This window comes from Kribbella pratensis (assembly GCF_004366075.1).
GTDB classification, from domain to species: domain Bacteria; phylum Actinomycetota; class Actinomycetes; order Propionibacteriales; family Kribbellaceae; genus Kribbella; species Kribbella pratensis.
Genome location: NZ_SODU01000003.1, coordinates 436,839 through 454,636 on the forward strand (window position 1 = coordinate 436,839; position 17,798 = coordinate 454,636).

15 protein-coding genes are annotated in these 17,798 nt (G+C 68.4%); 7 read left to right on the top strand and 8 right to left on the bottom strand.

Annotated elements, in window-relative coordinates; all coding sequences use genetic code 11:
- Positions 1–15: 15 nt before the first annotated feature.
- Positions 16–2,049 (bottom strand): DUF5005 domain-containing protein, encoded by a 2,034-nt coding sequence (locus tag EV137_RS26145; RefSeq protein WP_134131165.1) that lies wholly within the window; start codon positions 2,047–2,049, stop codon positions 16–18.
- Between the two features lie 272 nt (positions 2,050–2,321).
- Between EV137_RS26145 and EV137_RS26150 the strand changes: the two genes are divergently transcribed.
- The 3 genes from EV137_RS26150 to EV137_RS26160 all read left to right on the top strand — a co-directional run bounded on the left by EV137_RS26150 (position 2,322) and on the right by EV137_RS26160 (position 4,987).
- The gene (locus EV137_RS26150; RefSeq protein WP_238175560.1) at positions 2,322–2,984 is read left to right on the top strand and encodes a KpsF/GutQ family sugar-phosphate isomerase; all 663 of its coding nucleotides are present in this window, start codon (positions 2,322–2,324) and stop codon (positions 2,982–2,984) included.
- Complete coding sequence (locus EV137_RS26155; RefSeq protein WP_134131166.1) at positions 2,981–3,919, top strand: ribokinase; 939 nt, start codon at positions 2,981–2,983, stop codon at positions 3,917–3,919. Before EV137_RS26150 ends, EV137_RS26155 begins: the two co-directional genes overlap by 4 nt.
- 69 nt (positions 3,920–3,988) lie before the next feature.
- Positions 3,989–4,987, top strand: coding sequence for a LacI family DNA-binding transcriptional regulator (locus EV137_RS26160; protein WP_134131167.1), 999 nt, complete (start codon positions 3,989–3,991; stop codon positions 4,985–4,987).
- A 113-nt stretch (positions 4,988–5,100) separates the two neighbouring features.
- On the opposite strand, the gene EV137_RS26165 is transcribed toward EV137_RS26160, so the two are convergent.
- The 4 genes from EV137_RS26165 to EV137_RS26180 all read right to left on the bottom strand — a co-directional run bounded on the left by EV137_RS26165 (position 5,101) and on the right by EV137_RS26180 (position 10,533).
- Positions 5,101–8,175, bottom strand: a complete 3,075-nt coding sequence (locus tag EV137_RS26165; protein ID WP_134131933.1) for a GH92 family glycosyl hydrolase — start codon at positions 8,173–8,175, stop codon at positions 5,101–5,103.
- 282 nt (positions 8,176–8,457) lie between these two features.
- Complete coding sequence (locus EV137_RS26170; protein ID WP_134131168.1) at positions 8,458–8,700, bottom strand: DUF3800 domain-containing protein; 243 nt, start codon at positions 8,698–8,700, stop codon at positions 8,458–8,460.
- 94 nt (positions 8,701–8,794) lie between these two features.
- Positions 8,795–9,688 carry a Rossmann-fold NAD(P)-binding domain-containing protein gene (locus EV137_RS26175; RefSeq protein ID WP_134131169.1) on the bottom strand — a complete coding sequence of 298 codons (894 nt, stop codon included), beginning with the start codon at positions 9,686–9,688 and terminating at the stop codon, positions 8,795–8,797.
- The gene (locus tag EV137_RS26180) at positions 9,685–10,533 is read right to left on the bottom strand and encodes a phosphotransferase family protein (RefSeq protein WP_134131170.1); all 849 of its coding nucleotides are present in this window, start codon (positions 10,531–10,533) and stop codon (positions 9,685–9,687) included. Before EV137_RS26180 ends, EV137_RS26175 begins: the two co-directional genes overlap by 4 nt.
- 54 nt (positions 10,534–10,587) lie before the next feature.
- On the opposite strand from EV137_RS26180, the gene dapD reads away from it, so the two are divergent.
- Both dapD and EV137_RS26190 read left to right on the top strand, forming a co-directional pair.
- Positions 10,588–11,526 carry a 2,3,4,5-tetrahydropyridine-2,6-dicarboxylate N-succinyltransferase gene (dapD, locus tag EV137_RS26185; protein WP_134006804.1) on the top strand — a complete coding sequence of 313 codons (939 nt, stop codon included), beginning with the start codon at positions 10,588–10,590 and terminating at the stop codon, positions 11,524–11,526.
- A 130-nt stretch (positions 11,527–11,656) separates the two neighbouring features.
- Entirely contained in the window at positions 11,657–12,610 is a 954-nt protein-coding gene (locus tag EV137_RS26190) for a VldE C-terminal domain-containing protein (RefSeq protein ID WP_311136383.1), read from the top strand.
- Between the two features lie 172 nt (positions 12,611–12,782).
- Here EV137_RS26190 and fdxA read toward each other — a convergent pair whose 3' ends face one another.
- The gene (fdxA, locus tag EV137_RS26195) at positions 12,783–13,109 is read right to left on the bottom strand and encodes a ferredoxin (RefSeq protein WP_012923087.1); all 327 of its coding nucleotides are present in this window, start codon (positions 13,107–13,109) and stop codon (positions 12,783–12,785) included.
- A gap of 117 nt (positions 13,110–13,226) precedes the next feature.
- Here fdxA and EV137_RS26200 point away from each other — a divergent pair, with 117 nt between their 5' ends.
- Entirely contained in the window at positions 13,227–14,153 is a 927-nt protein-coding gene (locus tag EV137_RS26200; protein WP_134131171.1) for a GNAT family N-acetyltransferase, read from the top strand.
- Here the strand turns inward: EV137_RS26200 and EV137_RS26205 are convergent.
- Positions 14,135–15,511: an MFS transporter gene (locus EV137_RS26205; protein ID WP_238175561.1), complete on the bottom strand. Its 1,377-nt coding sequence runs from the start codon at positions 15,509–15,511 to the stop codon at positions 14,135–14,137. The genes EV137_RS26200 and EV137_RS26205 overlap by 19 nt on opposite strands.
- A 54-nt stretch (positions 15,512–15,565) precedes the next feature.
- Here EV137_RS26205 and EV137_RS26210 point away from each other — a divergent pair, with 54 nt between their 5' ends.
- Entirely contained in the window at positions 15,566–16,003 is a 438-nt protein-coding gene (locus tag EV137_RS26210) for a type II toxin-antitoxin system PemK/MazF family toxin (protein WP_134131172.1), read from the top strand.
- A 4-nt stretch (positions 16,004–16,007) separates the two neighbouring features.
- On the opposite strand, the gene EV137_RS26215 is transcribed toward EV137_RS26210, so the two are convergent.
- The gene (locus EV137_RS26215) at positions 16,008–17,789 is read right to left on the bottom strand and encodes a VanW family protein (protein WP_134131173.1); all 1,782 of its coding nucleotides are present in this window, start codon (positions 17,787–17,789) and stop codon (positions 16,008–16,010) included.
- Between the last annotated feature and the right edge of the window lie 9 nt (positions 17,790–17,798).

Below are 17,798 nucleotides of genomic sequence, written 5' to 3' on the forward strand. Positions count from 1 at the left end.
CTTTCCGGAAAGGGGTTAGTTGACGGTGAAGTCGTCTACTTGGATCCAGGTGTCTTTGTTGGGGGCGTCGAAGCCGGCGTAGACGGTTAGTTCGTGGACGCCTGCAGGGACTTTCACCGTGACCTCGTGGTGGACGTAGCCGGTGCCCGCGCCGAAGGTGGTGGTCGCGAGGTCGGTCGTGCCGGTGCGGACGCCGAAGCGGCCCTGGTCGGCCGGGAGGTTCGCTGATGCGTTGATCCAGGAGCCGAAGGTGTACGTCGTACCGGGGACAACGGGGACGTTCTGGTAGAGCGCGCTCCAGCCCGTACACGTGCAGCGGATCCACCCGTTGTTGGCTCCGGAGTGTGCGAAGCCGAGGCCGCGGTCGACGCCGTTGGCCGCCGTACCTTCGAAGAGCCATGCCGGCTTGCCGCTGCCGGTGCCCTCGAATCCGCCGTCGGCCAGCTGCGACACGTACCGAACAACAACCTCGGAAACGGTCGAGTACGAACGCGTCCCGCCGGGCAGACCGATCACCCGGACCCCGTCCGTCTCCTGCACCGGGAAGGTGATCGTGTACGTCGTGTTCGCACCGGCCGACGCGTCGCCCGGGTACGTCGGCGACACGGTCTGCGATCCGACCTCGACCCACTGCCCGTTCTGGCGTACCTGGACCCGCGGCCGCCCCGTGAAGTACCCGCCCTCGGCCGACACCGCGCCGGACGTGAACTCCACGTTGTTCACCTTGTGCCGCGCAGGCCACTCGTATCCCCACCACGATGCTCCCTTGACCTCATCATCGAAGTCGGATTCGCTCCCGGTGCGAGAGCCGTCGTTCAGCAACGCGAGACTGCCCGACTGCGTCGACTTCGAGATCGCCACCGCACCAGTCGAAGCAGCAGCGAGGTTGTCCGATCCCGGGAGGTTCGACGCCGGCGTGTCAACGGACGGAGTGAGCACGAGCTTGCGCAGGTTGAAGTTGTAGACCGACGTACCGATCCCGCCTCCACCGCACGGGCACACGTTCGCCTGCAGGTACATCGTCTTGCCGTCCGGCTGCACGAACTTCGACGGGATCGTCACGCCGTACCCGCCGTACTTCGAGGTCGACCACGGATACCCGCCGAAGTCCTTGGACAGGAAGTGCTTCCACGGCCCCCACGGCGTCGGCGACTCGTAGAACTCGAAGGTGTACTCCGTCCACGACGTGTACACGTACCGCTTCTGCTGCGGCAGATAGGTCACGCCACCCTGACTGGTCACGCTGAGGTTGGACGCGTTCGTCCCGTACGTCTGCGCATACAACCGCCGCTGGTCGTCGAGCACCGGCTTGCGATCGGCGATCTTCGCCGACCACCCGGACCCGGTGTAGAACTTCCACGCGCTCCTGTCCTGCACGTCATGCTTGGGCACCCGCGCCAGGAACACCGACTGCGGATCGGGGACCGTGTCGTCGAACGAGTCCCGCCAGTTCCCGTCCAGCCCGTAGGCGTACACATATCCGTCGGGCGCCGCGGCGCCGCCCTTGCCGAAGTCCGCGAACCAGATCGTCGTGAACACGTGGTCCGAGAACATCGGCTTCGACTTGTCCCACGTCCATGTCCGCCCGTGGTCGGTCGACCTGAGGATCGTTGCCGCCGGTACGTCGTTGAAGTCGAGCGCGAGGTCCTGGACGGCGAGGTACAGCGTGTCGCCGACGCACACCATCCCCGTCGGCTTCCGGTTGTACCCGGCGCCGCTCCAGATCGATCCGACCTGGTCTCCTCGAGAGATCGTTGCCCCGGACAAGTTTCCCGGCGTACCGGTGATCTCGCTGACCGCGATGTCGGCGAAATCGCCGTCGAGGCTGAACCCCTTGCCGTCGCCGTTCGCGGCGTACAGCTTGTCGTTACCGGCCCAGCACGACGGCCACAGGTCGCCGTCGCTCTGGCTGGGCATGCCCTTGGACTCCACCTGGGCGGTGCCGATCGCGTTCACGGTGGCGGCCTCCTGGGGATTCGAGGATTGGGTCAGGAGTGTCGCCGTTCCGAAGACCAGCGGCAGGACAGCGAGCAAGGCCCCACGCTTCATGAGCGATCCCTTCAAGGTTTGGTGCCGGGCCGAGTGCCCCGCAGTAGGCGCGGACCCATCAGGCACCCCCTTGCCAAGTGAGAAGGGCAATCGATTTCTCGCAAATCTACGAGCGCCGATCGGGACGGTCAAGGGGCGACGTCGTGATGATGTCAGCCGCCTGCGCAATTCCCGCGTGTACACAAGGGTTTCGACCGGCGCGCAGCCGTTGACACCACCCGACCCCACTGCCTAATCTGCGGAAATCGATTTCTGAGATGAGAGGCGCTGGGATGCCAGTTGTGCCGAACCGTGCGTCCGCCCACCGCACGGCCGACGAGCTGTCCAGAGACCTGGTGGCACGGGGACTGCAGGCGGCGCGGGACGCCATCGAGACCGAGGCCGCCGCCGTGTCGGCACTCGCCGACCGCCTCGACGGGGTCTTCCTCGAGGTGCTGACCGCGGTCGCCCGCTGCGAAGGTCATCTCGTGGTGACCGGCCTCGGCAAGTCCGGCCTGGTCGGACGCAAGATCGCCGCGACGCTCGCGAGCACAGGTACGCCGGCCACCTTCATCCACTCCGCTGACGCGTTGCACGGGGACTCCGGCGCCGTGACGCCCCGCGATCTCGTCCTGGCACTGTCCGCATCCGGAGAGACGGCCGAGGTGTGCGCGTTCGCCCGGATGTTGCGGGACCGCCAGATCCCTGTGATCGCGATGACCGGGCGCGAGGAGTCGACGCTGGCCCAACTGGCGACGTACACGCTGGACACGATGGTGCTCCGCGAGGCGGACCCGCTGAACCTGGCGCCGACCGCCTCGACGACCGCCTCGCTGGCGATGGGCGACGCGCTGGCGTGCGCACTCGTCGTACTGCGGGAATTCAGCCATCACGACTTCGCGCAGTTCCACCCGTCCGGTGCCCTCGGCAAGCGTCTCTCGGAGGACCAGGAATGAACGATGTGTGCGTGCTCGGATCGTTCATGAAGGACCTGGTCGCGTCGGCGGAGCGGCGGCCGTTGCCGGGCGAGACGCTGCACGGCACCGGGTTCGCGGAGTTCCTCGGCGGCAAGGGCGTGAACCAGGCGATCGCGGCGGCCCGGATGGGTGCGCGGACGGCGATCGTCGGGACCATCGGCGAGGACCGGTACGGCGAGGAGTTCCTGGAACTGCTGTCGGCGAACGGGGTCGACACCTCCTGGGTCGTGCGGCACCCGTCGCTCGGCACCGGGGTAGGGCTCCCGCTGGTACTGCCGGACGGCGGGAACTCGATCATCATCGTCTCCCGCGCGAACGCGGCGATCACCGCGCTGGACGTCGAGGCCGCGACCGACGTACTGATCGCAAGCAAAGTGCTGAGCGTGCAGCTCGAGCTCCCGGTCGAGGCGAGCCACACCGCCCTCCGGCTCGCCTCGGCCGCGGGCGTCACCACGATCCTCACACCGGCCCCGGTCGGACCGGTCGATCCGACGCTGGCGACGTACGTCGACATTCTGGTGCCGAACGAGGTAGAAGCGGCAGCACTCACCGGGCTGAACTGCGACGACGAGTCGCAGGTGCCGATGATCGCGCGCAAACTCGCCGAGGACTGGGACCTGCGCGCCTGTGTGGTGACGCTCGGGTCCCGGGGCGCCTATGTCCTGGACCGGGTCGGCGGGTTCGAGGAGCGGATCAGCGCGCACGAGGTGGACACCGTCGACACGGTCGGCGCCGGCGACGCGTTCTGCGGTTCGCTGGCCGCGTCGCTCGCACACGGGGCCGACCTGGTGGACGCCGTACGACTGGCGAACGCGGCGGGCGCCCTGTCCACCACGGTCAACGGCGCCGCCGACTCCGCCCCTTCACAGGCCGCAGCGCTGGCACTACTGGAAGGTGCAACGTCGGCACCATGAGATCCTTTGGCCAGGATCGGAGTTAGAGTGCGATCCAGACGACCATCGGATCTCCAGCGGGGAGCGGGTATGACGACGATCTACGACGTAGCGCGTAGGTCGGGAGTGTCACCGGCCACGGTGTCACGTGTGCTGAGCGGCCGGCGCAACGTCGACCCCGAACTGTCCGAGAAGGTCCGGGCCGCGGTCGCGGAGCTCGGGTACCGGCCGAACGGGGTCGCGCGGAACCTGCGCAAGTCCTCGACGAACCTCTGGGCAGTCGTCATCTCGGACATCGAGAACCCGTTCTTCACCTCGCTCGTCCGCGGGCTCGAGGACGTCGCGCAGACCGAGGGGTACCACGTCGTCCTCTGCAACTCCGACGAGGACCCCGCGAAGGAAGCGGCGTACGCGTCGGCGGTCCTGACCGACCAGATGGCCGGCGTGGTGATCTCCCCGACGTCGACGGCCGAGGGGGTGCATCTGCTCGCGAACGCGAAGATCCCGCTCGTCATGATCGACCGGCGGGTCGAGGGCGTCGAGGCCGACACCGTGCTGGTCGACAACGAGCACGGCGCCTTCGAGGGCGTCAAGCACCTGATCGACGGCGGGTACCGGCGGATCGCCTGCATCACCGGGCCGCGCAAGGTGTCGACGGCGATGGACCGGCTGGCCGGGTACCGGTCGGCGCTGCGGGCCGGCGGGATCCGGTACGACAAGGACCTGGTCCGGCACGCCGACTTCCGCGAGGCCGGCGGGTACGCCGCGATGGAAAGCCTGCTCGAGCTCCCCGATCCGCCCGAGGCGCTGTTCGCCACCAACAACCTGATGACCGTCGGCGCCCTGGAATGCCTGGCGAAGAAGGGCCTCCGCGCCCCCGACGACATCGCGATCGTGGGCTTCGACGACATCCCGTGGGCGGACCTCGTCATCCCCAGCCTCACCACGGTCGCCCAACCCACCTACGAGCTGGGCCGCACCGCCGGCATGCTCCTGAAGGACCGCACCGCCGCCCCCGGCCGCCCGCCCTCCACCGTCACCCTCCGCACCGAACTCCACATCCGAGCCACCTCCGCCCCCAAGAAGTAGCCCGCCGAGTCGTGGCGATTGGCTGGGGCCAGGAAACTCGATTCGTGGATCGGGGTCGCCGTAGACGGCGTGTCGGCAACCAGATTCCACGACTCGACGAACGGTCCTGCGCGTCAGTGGAGGAGTTCTAGTTGGGCGAGGGTTGTCGGGGTGGGGGTGGTTAGGCGGTAGTGCTGGTATTCGCCGGGGGCTTTGATGGTGAAGGGGCGGGTTTGGCGGGACCAGCGGAAGGTTTCGTTGGTGCGTTCGTCGAGGACGGTCCACGTGCTGCCGTCGGTGGAGGCCTCCAGTTGCCAGGTGCTGGGGGCCTCTCCCGAGCCCGACGTCAGTGTGTAGAGGGTCGGGGTGCCGGGAGCGGGGAGGGACCAGACGGCTCGTTCGATGGTGGTCTCGGTGGTGGAGGTGTCGTCGAAGAGCGGGTTGTTCGGGTCGATCGGGATCAGGTCGACTAGGGGCGTGGCGACGGCGTCGTCGGAGGTGAGCGCCGGTGGGAGTTCCAGGGTCGCCCAGTCGGACGGTTCGGCGCCGAGGGTGAAGTGGAGTTGATCGGCGGCGGTCAGGTCCGCGTGGGTGATCGATGCTACGGGCACCTGCTTGCCGTCGACCTGGAGCTCTTGTACATAAGGGTGTTCAGCGCCTGAAGCACTGATCGTGAGCGGACGGCCGCCCAGCGGGGACACGAGGACCCGCGGGAAGAGCGGCGAGCCGATCGCGTACTCGGGGGCCCCGACCCGGAGCGGGTAGAGGCCCAGCGCCGCGAACAGGTACCACGCGGACATCTCGCCGTTGTCCTCGTCGCCCGGGTACCCCTGCCCGATCTGCTCACCGACGTACAGCCGGTCGAGGACCTCGCGGACGATCGCCTGGGTCTTGGCCGGCGCACCGGCGTAGTTGTACATCCAGGCGATGTGGTGCGCGGGCTGGTTCGAGAAGCCGAACTGGCCCATCCGGACGGCCTGGGCCTCGACCATCTCGTGGATGACGATCGAGTACGTGCCCTTCTTCACCGCGAGTTCGGGAGTCGCGAAGAACGCGTCGAGTTTCGCCTCCAGACCCCGAGGTCCGCCGTACAGGTTGGCCAGGCCGCGCGGGTCGTGCGCGACGTGGAACGCGAAGTTCCACCCGTCGGTCTCGGTGAAGTCGCCGCCCCACTCCTCGGGGTCGAAGTCTGCGGGGGCCTTGGCGAACGTCCCGTCCGGCCGACGACCCTGGAAGAAGTTGATGTCGTTGTCGAACAGCAGCACGTAGTTCAGCGACCTGCGCCGCAGGTACTCCGCTTCCTCGAGTAGCTGATCACGACGCTCGGGACAGTCGTCGGCCAGGCGCGTGGCCATCTCTGCCAGCGCGAAGTCGTTCAGGTACGCCTCGAGAGACCACGACACGCTCTCCTCGGTGTCGGTGCTCACGTACCCGGCGAAGAACCCCGTCTCGACGCCCTTCCGCCCGACCTCGGTCGCCTCCGGCGCGACGGTCGCGTTGCGCAGCCCGGCGTCGTACGTCGCCAACGGGTCGGGCAACGCCACGCCCTTGAGGTACGCGTCCGCGAAGGACACGTCCGAGCTCGTCCCGGTCATGCAGTCCGCGTACCCGGGCGAGGACCAGCGCGCGATCCAGCCGCCGTCACGGTACTGCTGCACGAACCCGTCGACCAGTTCCGCGGTCAGCGCCGGGTAGAAGAACGCGTACGCCGGCCACGCGGTCCGGTACGTGTCCCAGAACCCGCTGTTCACGTACATCTTGCCGGTCTTGACGACCGCATTGGTCTCCCGCGCGGTCGGCGTACCGTTCGTTGGCAGGACCGGGCTCGCGTAGCGGTACTCCGGTGCGTCCGGCGTACCCGCGTTCTCGAAGTGTGAGTTCGGGTAGAGGTTGAGCCGGTACAGGTTGCCGTACACGGTCCGCAGCTGCGGCGGCGTCGCGCCCTCCGGCCGGATGACCTGCAGGCGCTCGTTCCACACGGCGTTGGCGGCGGCCTGGATCTCCTCGAAGGATCGCCCCTGGAGCTCGAGCTCCAGGTTGTGACGAGCCTGGTCGACGCCGATGAAGGAGGTCGCGATCCGCAACGTCACTTCGGGTACGTCGAACGTCGCGGCGCGGGCGTTGGCACGACCACCGTGCGCTTCGCCGAAGGCTGTGGGAGCCGTCGAGAATTCGCCGTAGCAGTACATGCGGGTGCGACCGGTTTCCGAGCCGTTCTCGACCCAGCCGGTGAGGGCGTTCCCGTCGTACTCGAAGGCGCCGTTCTCGTCGATCGTGTCGAAGATCAGGTGCCGTCCGGGCGCGTCGTCGGGGAACGTGAAGCGGAAGATCGCGCCGTGGTCGGTCGGGGTGAGCTCCGCGCGAACACCGCTCGCGAGGTCGACCGCGTACAGGTCGGGGCGGGCGGTCTCGTCGTCGTGGCTGAACGCAGCGGCGCGCTCGGCGGGATCGCCCAGCGGCTCGGCGGCGGCGACCGGCATGATCGTCAGCTGATCGCGGTCGCCCATCCACGGGCTCGGCTGGTGGGAGAACGTGAGGCCCTGCAGCTCGGGGCGGTTGTCCGCGTTGTTGGCGCGGTGGTACTCGTACGGCCAGCGGTGCGTCGAGGCGTTGGTGACCGGGGTGAGGAAGTTGAACCCGTTCGGCCAGGCGGTGATCGGTAGCGTGTTGCCGCGGGAGAAGTCGTGGCTGGCGTTCGTTCCGCGGCGTGTGTCGACGTACGCCACCAGGTCCGACCCATCAGGCTCCGCCGGCGCCGGGCCGATCTCGACGTCGTCGATCCACCCGGCGAACTCGTGGCCCGCTTCGGGCGCATCCACCACGAGCACGACCTGCGCGATCGTCTTCCCCGCGGCCGCGGTCAGATCGACCTGTACGTCGTTCCACTGGTCGGCGTACAGGATCTTCTCGGCGCCCTGCCCCGCGGCGTCCGCAGCCTTCCCGTACTGATCCCGGGCCCCCTCGAGCCGCGTCCCGTCCGCAAACACCACCTCGACCGCCACGTACGTCGCCGAGTAACTCAGCCCCGCGTCGAGCTCCGGATAGACCTTGTACCGCAACCGATCCCCCGCCGCGACCACCCGTCCCCCACCAGGCAGCTCAACCTCGCGCCGCCCACCCGTCGTCCCGGAGTACCGAGTCCCGTCAACACTCGTGAACCCCGCCCGCGGGCTGGTCGCTCCGCCGGGCCCGCCACCAGTCTCAATCATCACGCCGCAATCCTACGAACCACCACACCACCCCCGTCACCATGTTTCCATCCCGGACTCGACCTACCAGCTGCTATTCTCAGGAACACGAGGCCTTCGATGGCCGCGGAGAGAACGCCAGGTCTGCTGCCAGACCCGCCTATCAGGTGCGGCGCTCCGGACCATCGAAGGCCTCGTCTCATCACAACCCACCCGCCGGCCACCACGGGTAGGCCGCCATCGTGCCGGGAAGGACGATCCCCTCGAATCCGTCCGGCTGCCGGATCTGGTGTCGCACAGCCATCAGGTGATGCTCTTCGAAGCCGCCGTACTCGTCCGTCTCACGTGTTCGGTCCAGTGCAGCGGCTTGCCGGCAGGCACCGACAACCGTCGACGGCACTGAGCGATCGCCCGACGGAGGACCGCGTCGTCCTCGTCGGCGACGACCACCGCGACCATGCCGAAGTACCGCGATGAGCGCGGAGACAGTCCACGGTCGCCGGTCTCGTCGACGTAGGCACGCACCAGCGGTCGTTCGAAGTACATGGACCGACACCCTAGGTGTCGAGAACCAGGCACTACGGGTCACGAAGCGCACCTGTGGATATCTGCCCCGAAATGCCCCGGGTTGCCCCGAAGATCAGTGTGGTGGGGGCGGTGGCACGTTGCCGGTTTTTACCCAAGTCACGTAGTCGTGGGCGGTTTGTTGGTCGGGGCGGAGGTTGAGGCCAGATGTGCGGGCGTGGGTGTTGTTGAGTTGGAAGGTGCCGTCGTTCGAGCCGTCGTGGGGTAGGTGGAAACGATCGACGGCCGGGGACCAGTCCATCGGTGGTGGATCGGGTACGGCGGTGCGCCAGGCGGCGGCCAGGTGGGTCATGGTGCGGGTGGGGCCTACTGCGTTGAAGGGGCCGGGGATGCGGTTGGCCGTGAGGTGCAGGAGGAAGGCGGCCAGGTCGCGGGCGTCGATGTACTGGATGGGCTGGTCGGGGCGGGCGGCGCATTCCATCGGGAGGTTGTGGGCCAGGGCCCAGCCCCAGTTGCCGAAGTCGGGGTTGTAGGGGCCGACGACGAAGCCGGAGCGTACGGCGGCGGTGCGGTCGCCGAAGGTGGCGGTGAGCAACGATTCGTTGCGGACCTTCGACGGGCCGTAGAGGTCCATCGTGAAGTGGTCCTCGGGGGCGCCGGCGGGCCACGGCAGCAGCGGCGCGGATTCCGTCATATCGGGTGTGGTCTTGCTCGCGTAGACGGCGATCGAGGACATGTACGTGTAGTGGCCGCAGCGGTCGCGGAGTACGGACGCGCTGAGTGTGACGTCCCGGACGAGGAGGCCGGACATGTCGATCACGCCGTCCCATTCGCCGGCGGCGAGGGCCTCGGGCGCGGCGCGGTCGCCGACGATCCGGCGTACGGACGGGAAGAGTCCCGGATTCGTCTGCCCGCGGTTGAACAGCGTCACCTCATGACCGTCCGCGAGCGCCGCCTCCACGACATGGCGCCCGAGGTTCTTGGTGCCGCCGAGCACGAGCAGCCTCATGCCAGCGCCCCGACGACGTCCTCGAGTTCGCCGAGCAGCCCGTCGATCCAGCCCGCGGACTCGGGGATCGTCCGCAGACCTTCCTCGACGATGAATCGCAGCGCCACCAGGTAGAAGCAGCCACCACCGACGAGCATCTGCCGCTCCACCAGCGCCGGATTCCCGCCGGCCGCGTCAAGGTAGTGCGCAACGATCGGCGCGCGGTCGTGGCCGAGGGCAACGGCATCGCGGACCAGCGTGTAGAGATCGCTCAAATGCGGCGCCGCATAGGCCCCGGGCCAGTCGATCGCCGTCCACCGCGTGCCGTCCGTGACCAGGTTCTTCGGCACGTAATCGCCGTGCACGACCGCCGTCGGCGCATCTCGGTGCAGCCCGGCCAGCGCCTCGGTGAGCGGTCCGAGATCGAACCCGATCCGCCCGATCCGGTCCGCCAACTCCTTGACCCGCTCCGGCGGGAACTCGCTCGGCCCGTCCACCGGCCGGCTCCGGATCGTCGCCAGCAGCTCCGCGGCCGCCACGAACCCTTCGGCGGTCGGCTCCTGCTCCAGCGTCACCCGACCGACATCCTCCAGCACGATCATGCCGGCCCCGTCGGACCGATACCGGTGAATCAAAGCGGGTGCCGGCAGCTCCAGCGGTACGACGAACCGCTCGTACGCCGCTGCCTCGTCGGCCTGCCCGTCGGTGCCCCGCTTGACGATCACGCTGTTCAAGCCGAACGACAACCGCCACACCTCAGACGATCCCCATCGCCGGAGCAACTCCCCGTGCAGCTCCGCGACGGCGGGTGCCTTGGTGGCTTCCAGAACCGGATCGGACACGACATCGAGCCACGCAGGAAGCATCCGAAAAGTAGACCATGGTCCGACCGCCGGGCGCCGCCGAATTAGGGTGTGGGTATGACGGAGAACGCCACGCACGCCTGGGGCTTCGGCCTCGCCACCGTTACGACCGCTGGGGATGTCCTGGATGTCTGGTACCCGGCGCCCGAGCTCGGGACGAAGCCGGACGACGCGAAGGCTCCGTCCGAGCTGGTCGCGGCCGAGGGCAAGGACGAGCTCCGACAGGTACGGCGTGAAGTCGTGGCGACCGAGATCGCGCTGGACACAGCCCCGAGCGGTACGGCGGACGCGTACCTCCGGCTGCACCTCCTGAGCCACCGCCTGGTCCGCCCGCACGGCGTGAACCTGGACGGCATCTTCGGCGCCCTCCCGAACAACGCCTGGACCTCGCACGGCCCGGTCCCGGTCGAGGAGATCGAGAACGTGCGGCTGCGGGCCCGTGCGGCGGGTCTGCACCTGAGCGTCACGAGCGTGGACAAGTTCCCGCGGATGACGGACTACGTCGTACCGTCCGGGGTGCGGATCGGCGACGCGGACCGCGTCCGTCTGGGAGCGCATCTCGCGGAAGGCACGACGGTCATGCACGAAGGCTTCGTGAACTTCAACGCGGGCACGCTCGGGACGTCGATGGTCGAGGGACGGATCGTCGCCGGTGTAGTGGTCGACGACGGCAGCGACATCGGCGCGGGCGCGTCGATCATGGGCACGCTGTCCGGCGGCGGCAAGCAGGTCATCTCGATCGGCAAGCGCTGCCTGCTCGGCGCGAACGGCGGCACCGGCATCTCGCTCGGCGACGACTGCGTGGTCGAGGCAGGCCTGTACGTGACCGCCGGCACCAAGGTCACCCTCCCGGACGGCAACGTGGTCAAGGCTCGCGACCTGTCCGGACAGCCCGGCCTGCTCTTCATCCGCAACTCGGTCACCGGCGCGGTGGAGGTCCGTCCGCGCAAGGGCGAAGGCATCACGCTCAACGAGGCGCTGCACGCCAACGCCTGACCGTCCGAAAGTATGACTTTCCCAACCATCGTGAGGCTGCACACGTCCACCAGTTCGTGACGCACGAACAGGAACCTGTCGCCCGCCCCCGAGCGTTGGGAGCAGTATGCCGGTGAAGCGTGGTGCCCTCGTGGCCGTGGGGGGCATCGGCGTGCTCGCGCTGGCGGTCGGGGTCGGCATCGTCTGGCTCGGCGGGAAGCACGTCGGGAACCTCCTGCCGCCGACCGAGGAATGTACGGCGTCGGTCGGCGGGCAGACGGTCGTGGTCGACTTCGAGCAGGCCGAGTCGGCGGCGATCATCGCGGGCGTCGCCGTACGGCGGGGTCTGCCGGCTCGTGCGGCGACGATCGCGCTCGCCACGGCGTACCAGGAATCCGGCCTGCGCAACCTGGCACACGGTGACCGGGACTCGCTCGGGTTGTTCCAGCAGCGGCCGTCACAGGGCTGGGGTACGGCGGCTCAGGTGCGGGACCCGCACTACGCGGCCGGGAAGTTCTACGACGCGCTCGTGAAGATCAAGAACTACCAGAAGCTCGCGATCACGGTCGCAGCCGACAAGGTGCAGCGCAGCGCGTTCCCGAATGCGTACGCCGATCACGAGGCGGACGCCCGCGTCCTGGCGTCGGCGCTGACCGGGCAGTCGAAGAGCGTTTTCAGTTGCACCGTGAACACCGACGCGGTGCCGCAGGAGGCGATGGGCAGCAACGGGCTGACGCCGCGTGCGGACGCCGTACGGAAGGACCTGCTCCGGACGTTCGGGAAGGTGTCGACCGGCGGGTATGCCGCGGGCGGGGTGAGCACCGGGCACATGGAAGGGTCGGCGCACTACGACGGGCGGGCGGTGGACGTGTTCGTGCGGCCGATCTCGGCGGCGAACACCACGAGGGGCTGGGCGATGGCGCAGTACCTGGTCGCCCGGGCGGACCTGCTGAAGATCAAGACGGTCATCTTCAGCGACAAGATCTGGACTGCCGGCGGCCGGTCGGACTCGGGCTGGCGGGACTACACCCCGCCCGAGCGCTCCGGCGACCCCAAGATCCTCCGCCACCTCGACCACGTCCACGTAGACGTCCTCGAGCAATAGCAAAGCGGGGTGCCCCTGGGACACCCCGCTTCATGCTGCAACCGACTGCTTACTCGTCGTGCTCATGCGGCGGCAGGGCGGCGATCCGCCTCACCACCGCTTTTCTTTACTCGTCGTGTTCCTGCGGCGGGAGCGCGGCGATCCGCCCCACCACCGCTTTTCTTCTTCTTCTTTACTCGTCGTGTTCCTGCGGCGGGAGCGCGGCGATGAACGGGTGGTCCTTGTCGATCTTGCCGAGTTTGGACGCACCGCCCGGCGAGCCGAGGTCGTTGAAGAAGTCGACGTTCGCGGTGTAGTAGTCCTTCCACTGCTCCGGGGTGTCGTCCTCGTAGTAGATCGCCTCTACCGGGCAGACCGGCTCGCAGGCTCCGCAGTCGACGCACTCGTCGGGGTGGATGTACAGCATCCTGTTGCCCTCGTAGATGCAGTCGACGGGGCACTCCTCGACACAGGCGAGGTCCTTCAGGTCAACACACGGCTGCGCGATGACGTAGGTCACTGCTACTCCTCCTATGGCAGGCAAGCGCAGCGGGATTCCGGGGTGCTGCGATGCGGTGGTGCACGGTGTCTCTAGTATCACGGTAGTACGTCGCCCACTGTGCCAGGAGTCCGGATCGTGTCAGGCCTGGATACCCGTGATATCGGCCACCGTGTCGTCGTTCGGCACCGGATACCGGGCGGTCTGACCGACGTCATCGGCGTTCTGCAGGCGTGGACCCCCGAACTCGTCACTCTCCGCCACGCCGACAGCGCGATCCACGAGATCCCGGCCGCCGACGTGACTGCCGCCAAGACGATCCCCGAGATGCCGCTCCGCCCGGTGGACGTCGATCAGCTCTTCCTCACCACCGCACTGGGCCGCCCGGCCGTCGAGACGGCGTACGTCGGCCACTGGTTGCTGCGGGCATCGTCCGGCTGGACGGGCCGCGGCAACTCGCTCCTGCCCGCGGGCGACCCGGGAATGCCGGTTGCGGACGCGCTCCAGCAGGCGATCGCGTTCTACGACCAGCACGGCCTTCGGCCACAGGCCCTGGTCCGCGTCGGCAGCCCGTACGACGAGGAGATTCGCGCCTGCGGCTGGGTCGACGCCCGCCCGGAGCAGTCCGACGTACTCGTCATGCACACCACGCTCGACCACGTGAACGGCTCGCCCGAGTACGACGTACAGCTCGCCGACGCGCCGAACGACGCGTGGTACGGGACTGCTTTCGACGGCCCGGTGCCGGATGTGGCACCGAAAGTCCTCGAAGGTGCCCCGAAGACGGCGTTCGCGTCGATCGTGCTGGACGACGCCGTGGTCGCGGTGGGGCGTGGATCCATGACCGGACACTGGCTCGGTGTGGACGCGATCCGCGTGGCGGACGGCTACCGCCGCCGGAGACTCGGTACGGCGATCCTGCAGGGGTTGGCGCGCTGGGCGGGACCGCACGGCGGCCGGCGTACCTATCTGGAGGTGCTCGTCGAGAACACCGCCGCGATGGCGACGTACACCCGTCTTGGCTACCGCGAGGCCTATCGCTACCGCTACCTGACCAGTCGGTGAGCCGCACGCGCGCCGACAAGCGTCAGCACGATGAATCCCGCTAGTACGACCCCCAACGCGCGGCTGGGGTCCTCAGCCAGCGCAGCGTAGATAGAACCGGCTATCGCGACACCCAGCGCGCCAGCCAGCTGTACGTTCGTGGCGAGCACTCCAGACAGGTCAGCGACGTACTGCGACGACATGCTGGATGTGACGGCGCCGATGAGGGTGTTGGAGGTGATTCCGAGCCCCAGCCCGCCTATGCCGAGTAGCGCGAACAGAAGCGGCCCTGTGCTGCCACCAAGCAGCAGGTACGTCAGCACGGACAGGTAGCCGCCCGCCAGGACCAGGCAGCCGATGAGGGGCATCCACCGCACTCCCCGTCGCAGTCGGGGCAGGATCGGTCCGGCCAGACCGAACGTGGCGACCCAAACGAGCATCGCGAAGCCGGAGTACGCCGGACCCTTGTGCAGACCGCCTTGGAGGTAGAGGGCGAGCACGAAGAGCAGGGCGAAGTAGGTGCCCGACGTACAGCCGTGGGCGAGAAGACCGGCGCGGACGGACGGATTGGCGAGGACCGGACGTGCGATCAGTGGGCGACCACCCCGGGCGGCTGCGCGACGTTCGCCGTACTCGAAGAGGGCCAGCGCCGGGACGCTGAGAAAGAGGCACAGCCAGGACCAGGTGGGCCAGCCGCGTTCGGAGCCGAGCAGGAGCGGGACGATGACGAGCAGAACCGTTGTGGACAACGCGAGTACCCCGCCAAGATCCAGGCGGTCACGGCGTCCGGGCGGGTCGGTGGGTAGCAGGCGACGGCCGGCCATGGCGAGGACGATGCCGATCGGCACGTTGACGAGGAAGATCGGGCGCCAACCGGTGCCGAAGAGATCTGCGGCGATGAGGATGCCGCCCAGCAGCTGGCCGGCCACCGCACCGCCGGACAGCGCGATCGAGAAGTAGCCGAGCGCCTTGAGCCGGTCGCGACCCTGGAAGTGCATCTGGATGCCGCTGAGCACCTGCGGGACCATCAGCGCAGCGCCGGCGCCCTGGACGAAACGGGCCACGACCAAGGTGACGGTTCCGGGGGCGAGGCCACAGGCGAGGGATGCTGCCGTGAAGACGGTCAGGCCGAGCAGGAACGTCCGCCGGTACCCGAGCGACGAGCCGAGACGGGCGCCGGTGATCAGCAGTACGGCGAACGCGACGACGTACCCGGACACGACCAGGCCGACGGCGCCCTCGGAGGCGTGCAGGTCGGCGCCGATCGACGGACCGGCGATGTTGGCGACCGCGGTATCGATATTGGCCATGAACTGACCGGTGAGCAGGACGGCCAGGATCGCACCGCGATGGACGGTTCGTGTCTGCGAGGTGAGCACGTCACTGGAACGGTGTGAGGTGGCCGAGATGTGAGGGCATTAGGCTCCGGTGGCATGGCGGATCATGTGATCGAGCGACCGGAGTACGCGAGGGACTTCGAGGGCACGGTGCGGGTGGAGTACACGCCGCACCCGGACGACGGGGTCGCGGATCCCGGCGAGATCGTGTGGACCTGGGTGCCGTTCGAGGAGGACTTCAGCCGCGGCAAGGACCGTCCGGTGCTGGTCGTCGGCTGGGATGAGCCGTTCCTGCTGGCGCTGATCCTCACCAGCAAGGACCACGACCGCGACGCGGCCGACGAGGCGCGCTGGGGCCGGGTGTGGCTGGACATCGGCAGCGGGGCCTGGGACAAGAACGCCCGGCCCAGCGAGGTCCGCCTGGACCGGGTCCTCCGCATCGACCCGCGACAGGTCCGCCGCGAAGGCGCCGTGATCGAGAAAGCGATCTTCGATCAGGTGGCGGCCGGCCTGCACAACCTCCACCGCGGCTGAAGGATCAGCTCGGCGGGCGGGTCGTCGTGGTGACACCCGGCTTCCGGCCGGGTGGGGTGGTGATCCCGCCCGGCGGCGGCGTGACCGTGGTGCCAGGCTTCGGCCCGCAGCGGATGTCGTCGGCCGCGTTGTACTTCGTGGTGAACGACTCGGTCTTCTGCCGTACGCCGTTCTTCGCGAGATACCGGTAGATGGTGATGTCGAAACCCGGCGTCGGTGCCTGCGGCTCGCACTTCGCGGCCGTGTTGTAGACGACGCTCGGCTGCCGGAAGTTCGTCCTCTCCGACTGCCCGGCGGTGACGTCGACGAACTTGGTGCCCCAGATGATGACCCTGATGCTGCCCTTGCTGCCCGGCGTCGACGCCTTGAAGATCGTCTGCACCAGCAGGCCGTGCCCGGAGTCGTTCAGGAACTTCAGGTCCACGTTCGGCCAGGCCACGGTCGCTTCACGGCCGACCGGGTAGCGGCTGATGTAGACGCTGTGCGCCTTGTGCTCGACGATCTTCAGCCCGGCGAAGAACGCCGCGTTGAAGGTGGTGGTCGCCGACTGCGAGACACCGCCGCCGAAGTCCTTCTCGAACTTGCCGCCGCTGATGATGTAGCCCTCGGCGAACCCGTTCTCCTTGGTCCGCTCACCGACGATCTTGTTCAGGCTGAACTCTTCGTTCGGCTTCAGCAGGGTGCCGTTGATCTTGGCCGCCGCCGTCCCGATGTTGGTGTTGCGGTACGGCGCGTGCGGGAACTCGGTCTTGAAGTCGCCGATGTTCTGCGTGATCCCGAGCGCGGCCGCCTGCGCGGTGGTGAACTTCGCCGGGGTCGCCGTCAGCGGTACGGCGGCCCGCCGCTCACCGGTCGGCTTCGGCAGGATCGCCAGGATCGCCGCGCCGACCTTCGCCCGGTCGACGACCATGCCGTTGACCGCTGGTACCACCTTCGGGCCCGCGCCGACGATCTGCACCGTCGCGTCCTTCGGCAGGGTCTCCAGCGACTTGAACCGCTGCAGGAACAGCGGCTCCAGCGACTTGGTGTTCAGCGCCGGGATGACCTTGCCCTCCTGCACGCTCACGGACAGCGCCGGTGCGAGCTCGGCCGGCTCCAGCTCGACCGACTTCGACCCGACGGTCAGCCGGATCGGACCCGACATCGCCGGCTCGGCGAACTCCTTCAGCGCCTTGTCGATCGCCTCGGTGGCGGCCTGCGGCTTGGTCACGCCGGCCGGCAGTTCCTTCGGGGTCCCGTCCGACGGGTACGCCGCGAACACCGCGTCGACCGCCTTCGCGGTGTCCAGCTGCAGGCCGTCGGCCGGGTCGTGTTTCACCGGCTGCGTGCCCTTGAAGGTGATGGTGCCCTCGGTCGCCTTGCGGTTCACCTGGCGGGCCAGCTTGTCGACGGCGGCCTTCAGCTTCGCGTCGTCCTTGGTGACGACCGGCTCGACGGCGTCCCCGCCGGTCAGCGCATGCCAGATCCGGCCGGGCGCCAGGCTACGGCCCGCCCCCGCGGCGGCGACGGTCTTGTCCACGTCGACGGAGAGTCCGGCGTCGGCCGGCAGCACCTGGAACTTGGAGTCGCCCGCCTGCAGCGCGATCGGCGCACTGATGCGGTCCTTGAGGCCCGCGGTCAGCTTGGTCTTCGCGTCGTCCTCGGACAGGCCGCCGATCGGGATGCCGAGCACGGTCGTTTCGGTCGGGATCTTGGCTCCGGCGAACGCGAACGCCGCGCCGTACCCCACGACGACAACACCGAGCCCCGCGGCGGCGATGATCCCCGCGAGCTGCTTTCTCCCCACCGGACAGAG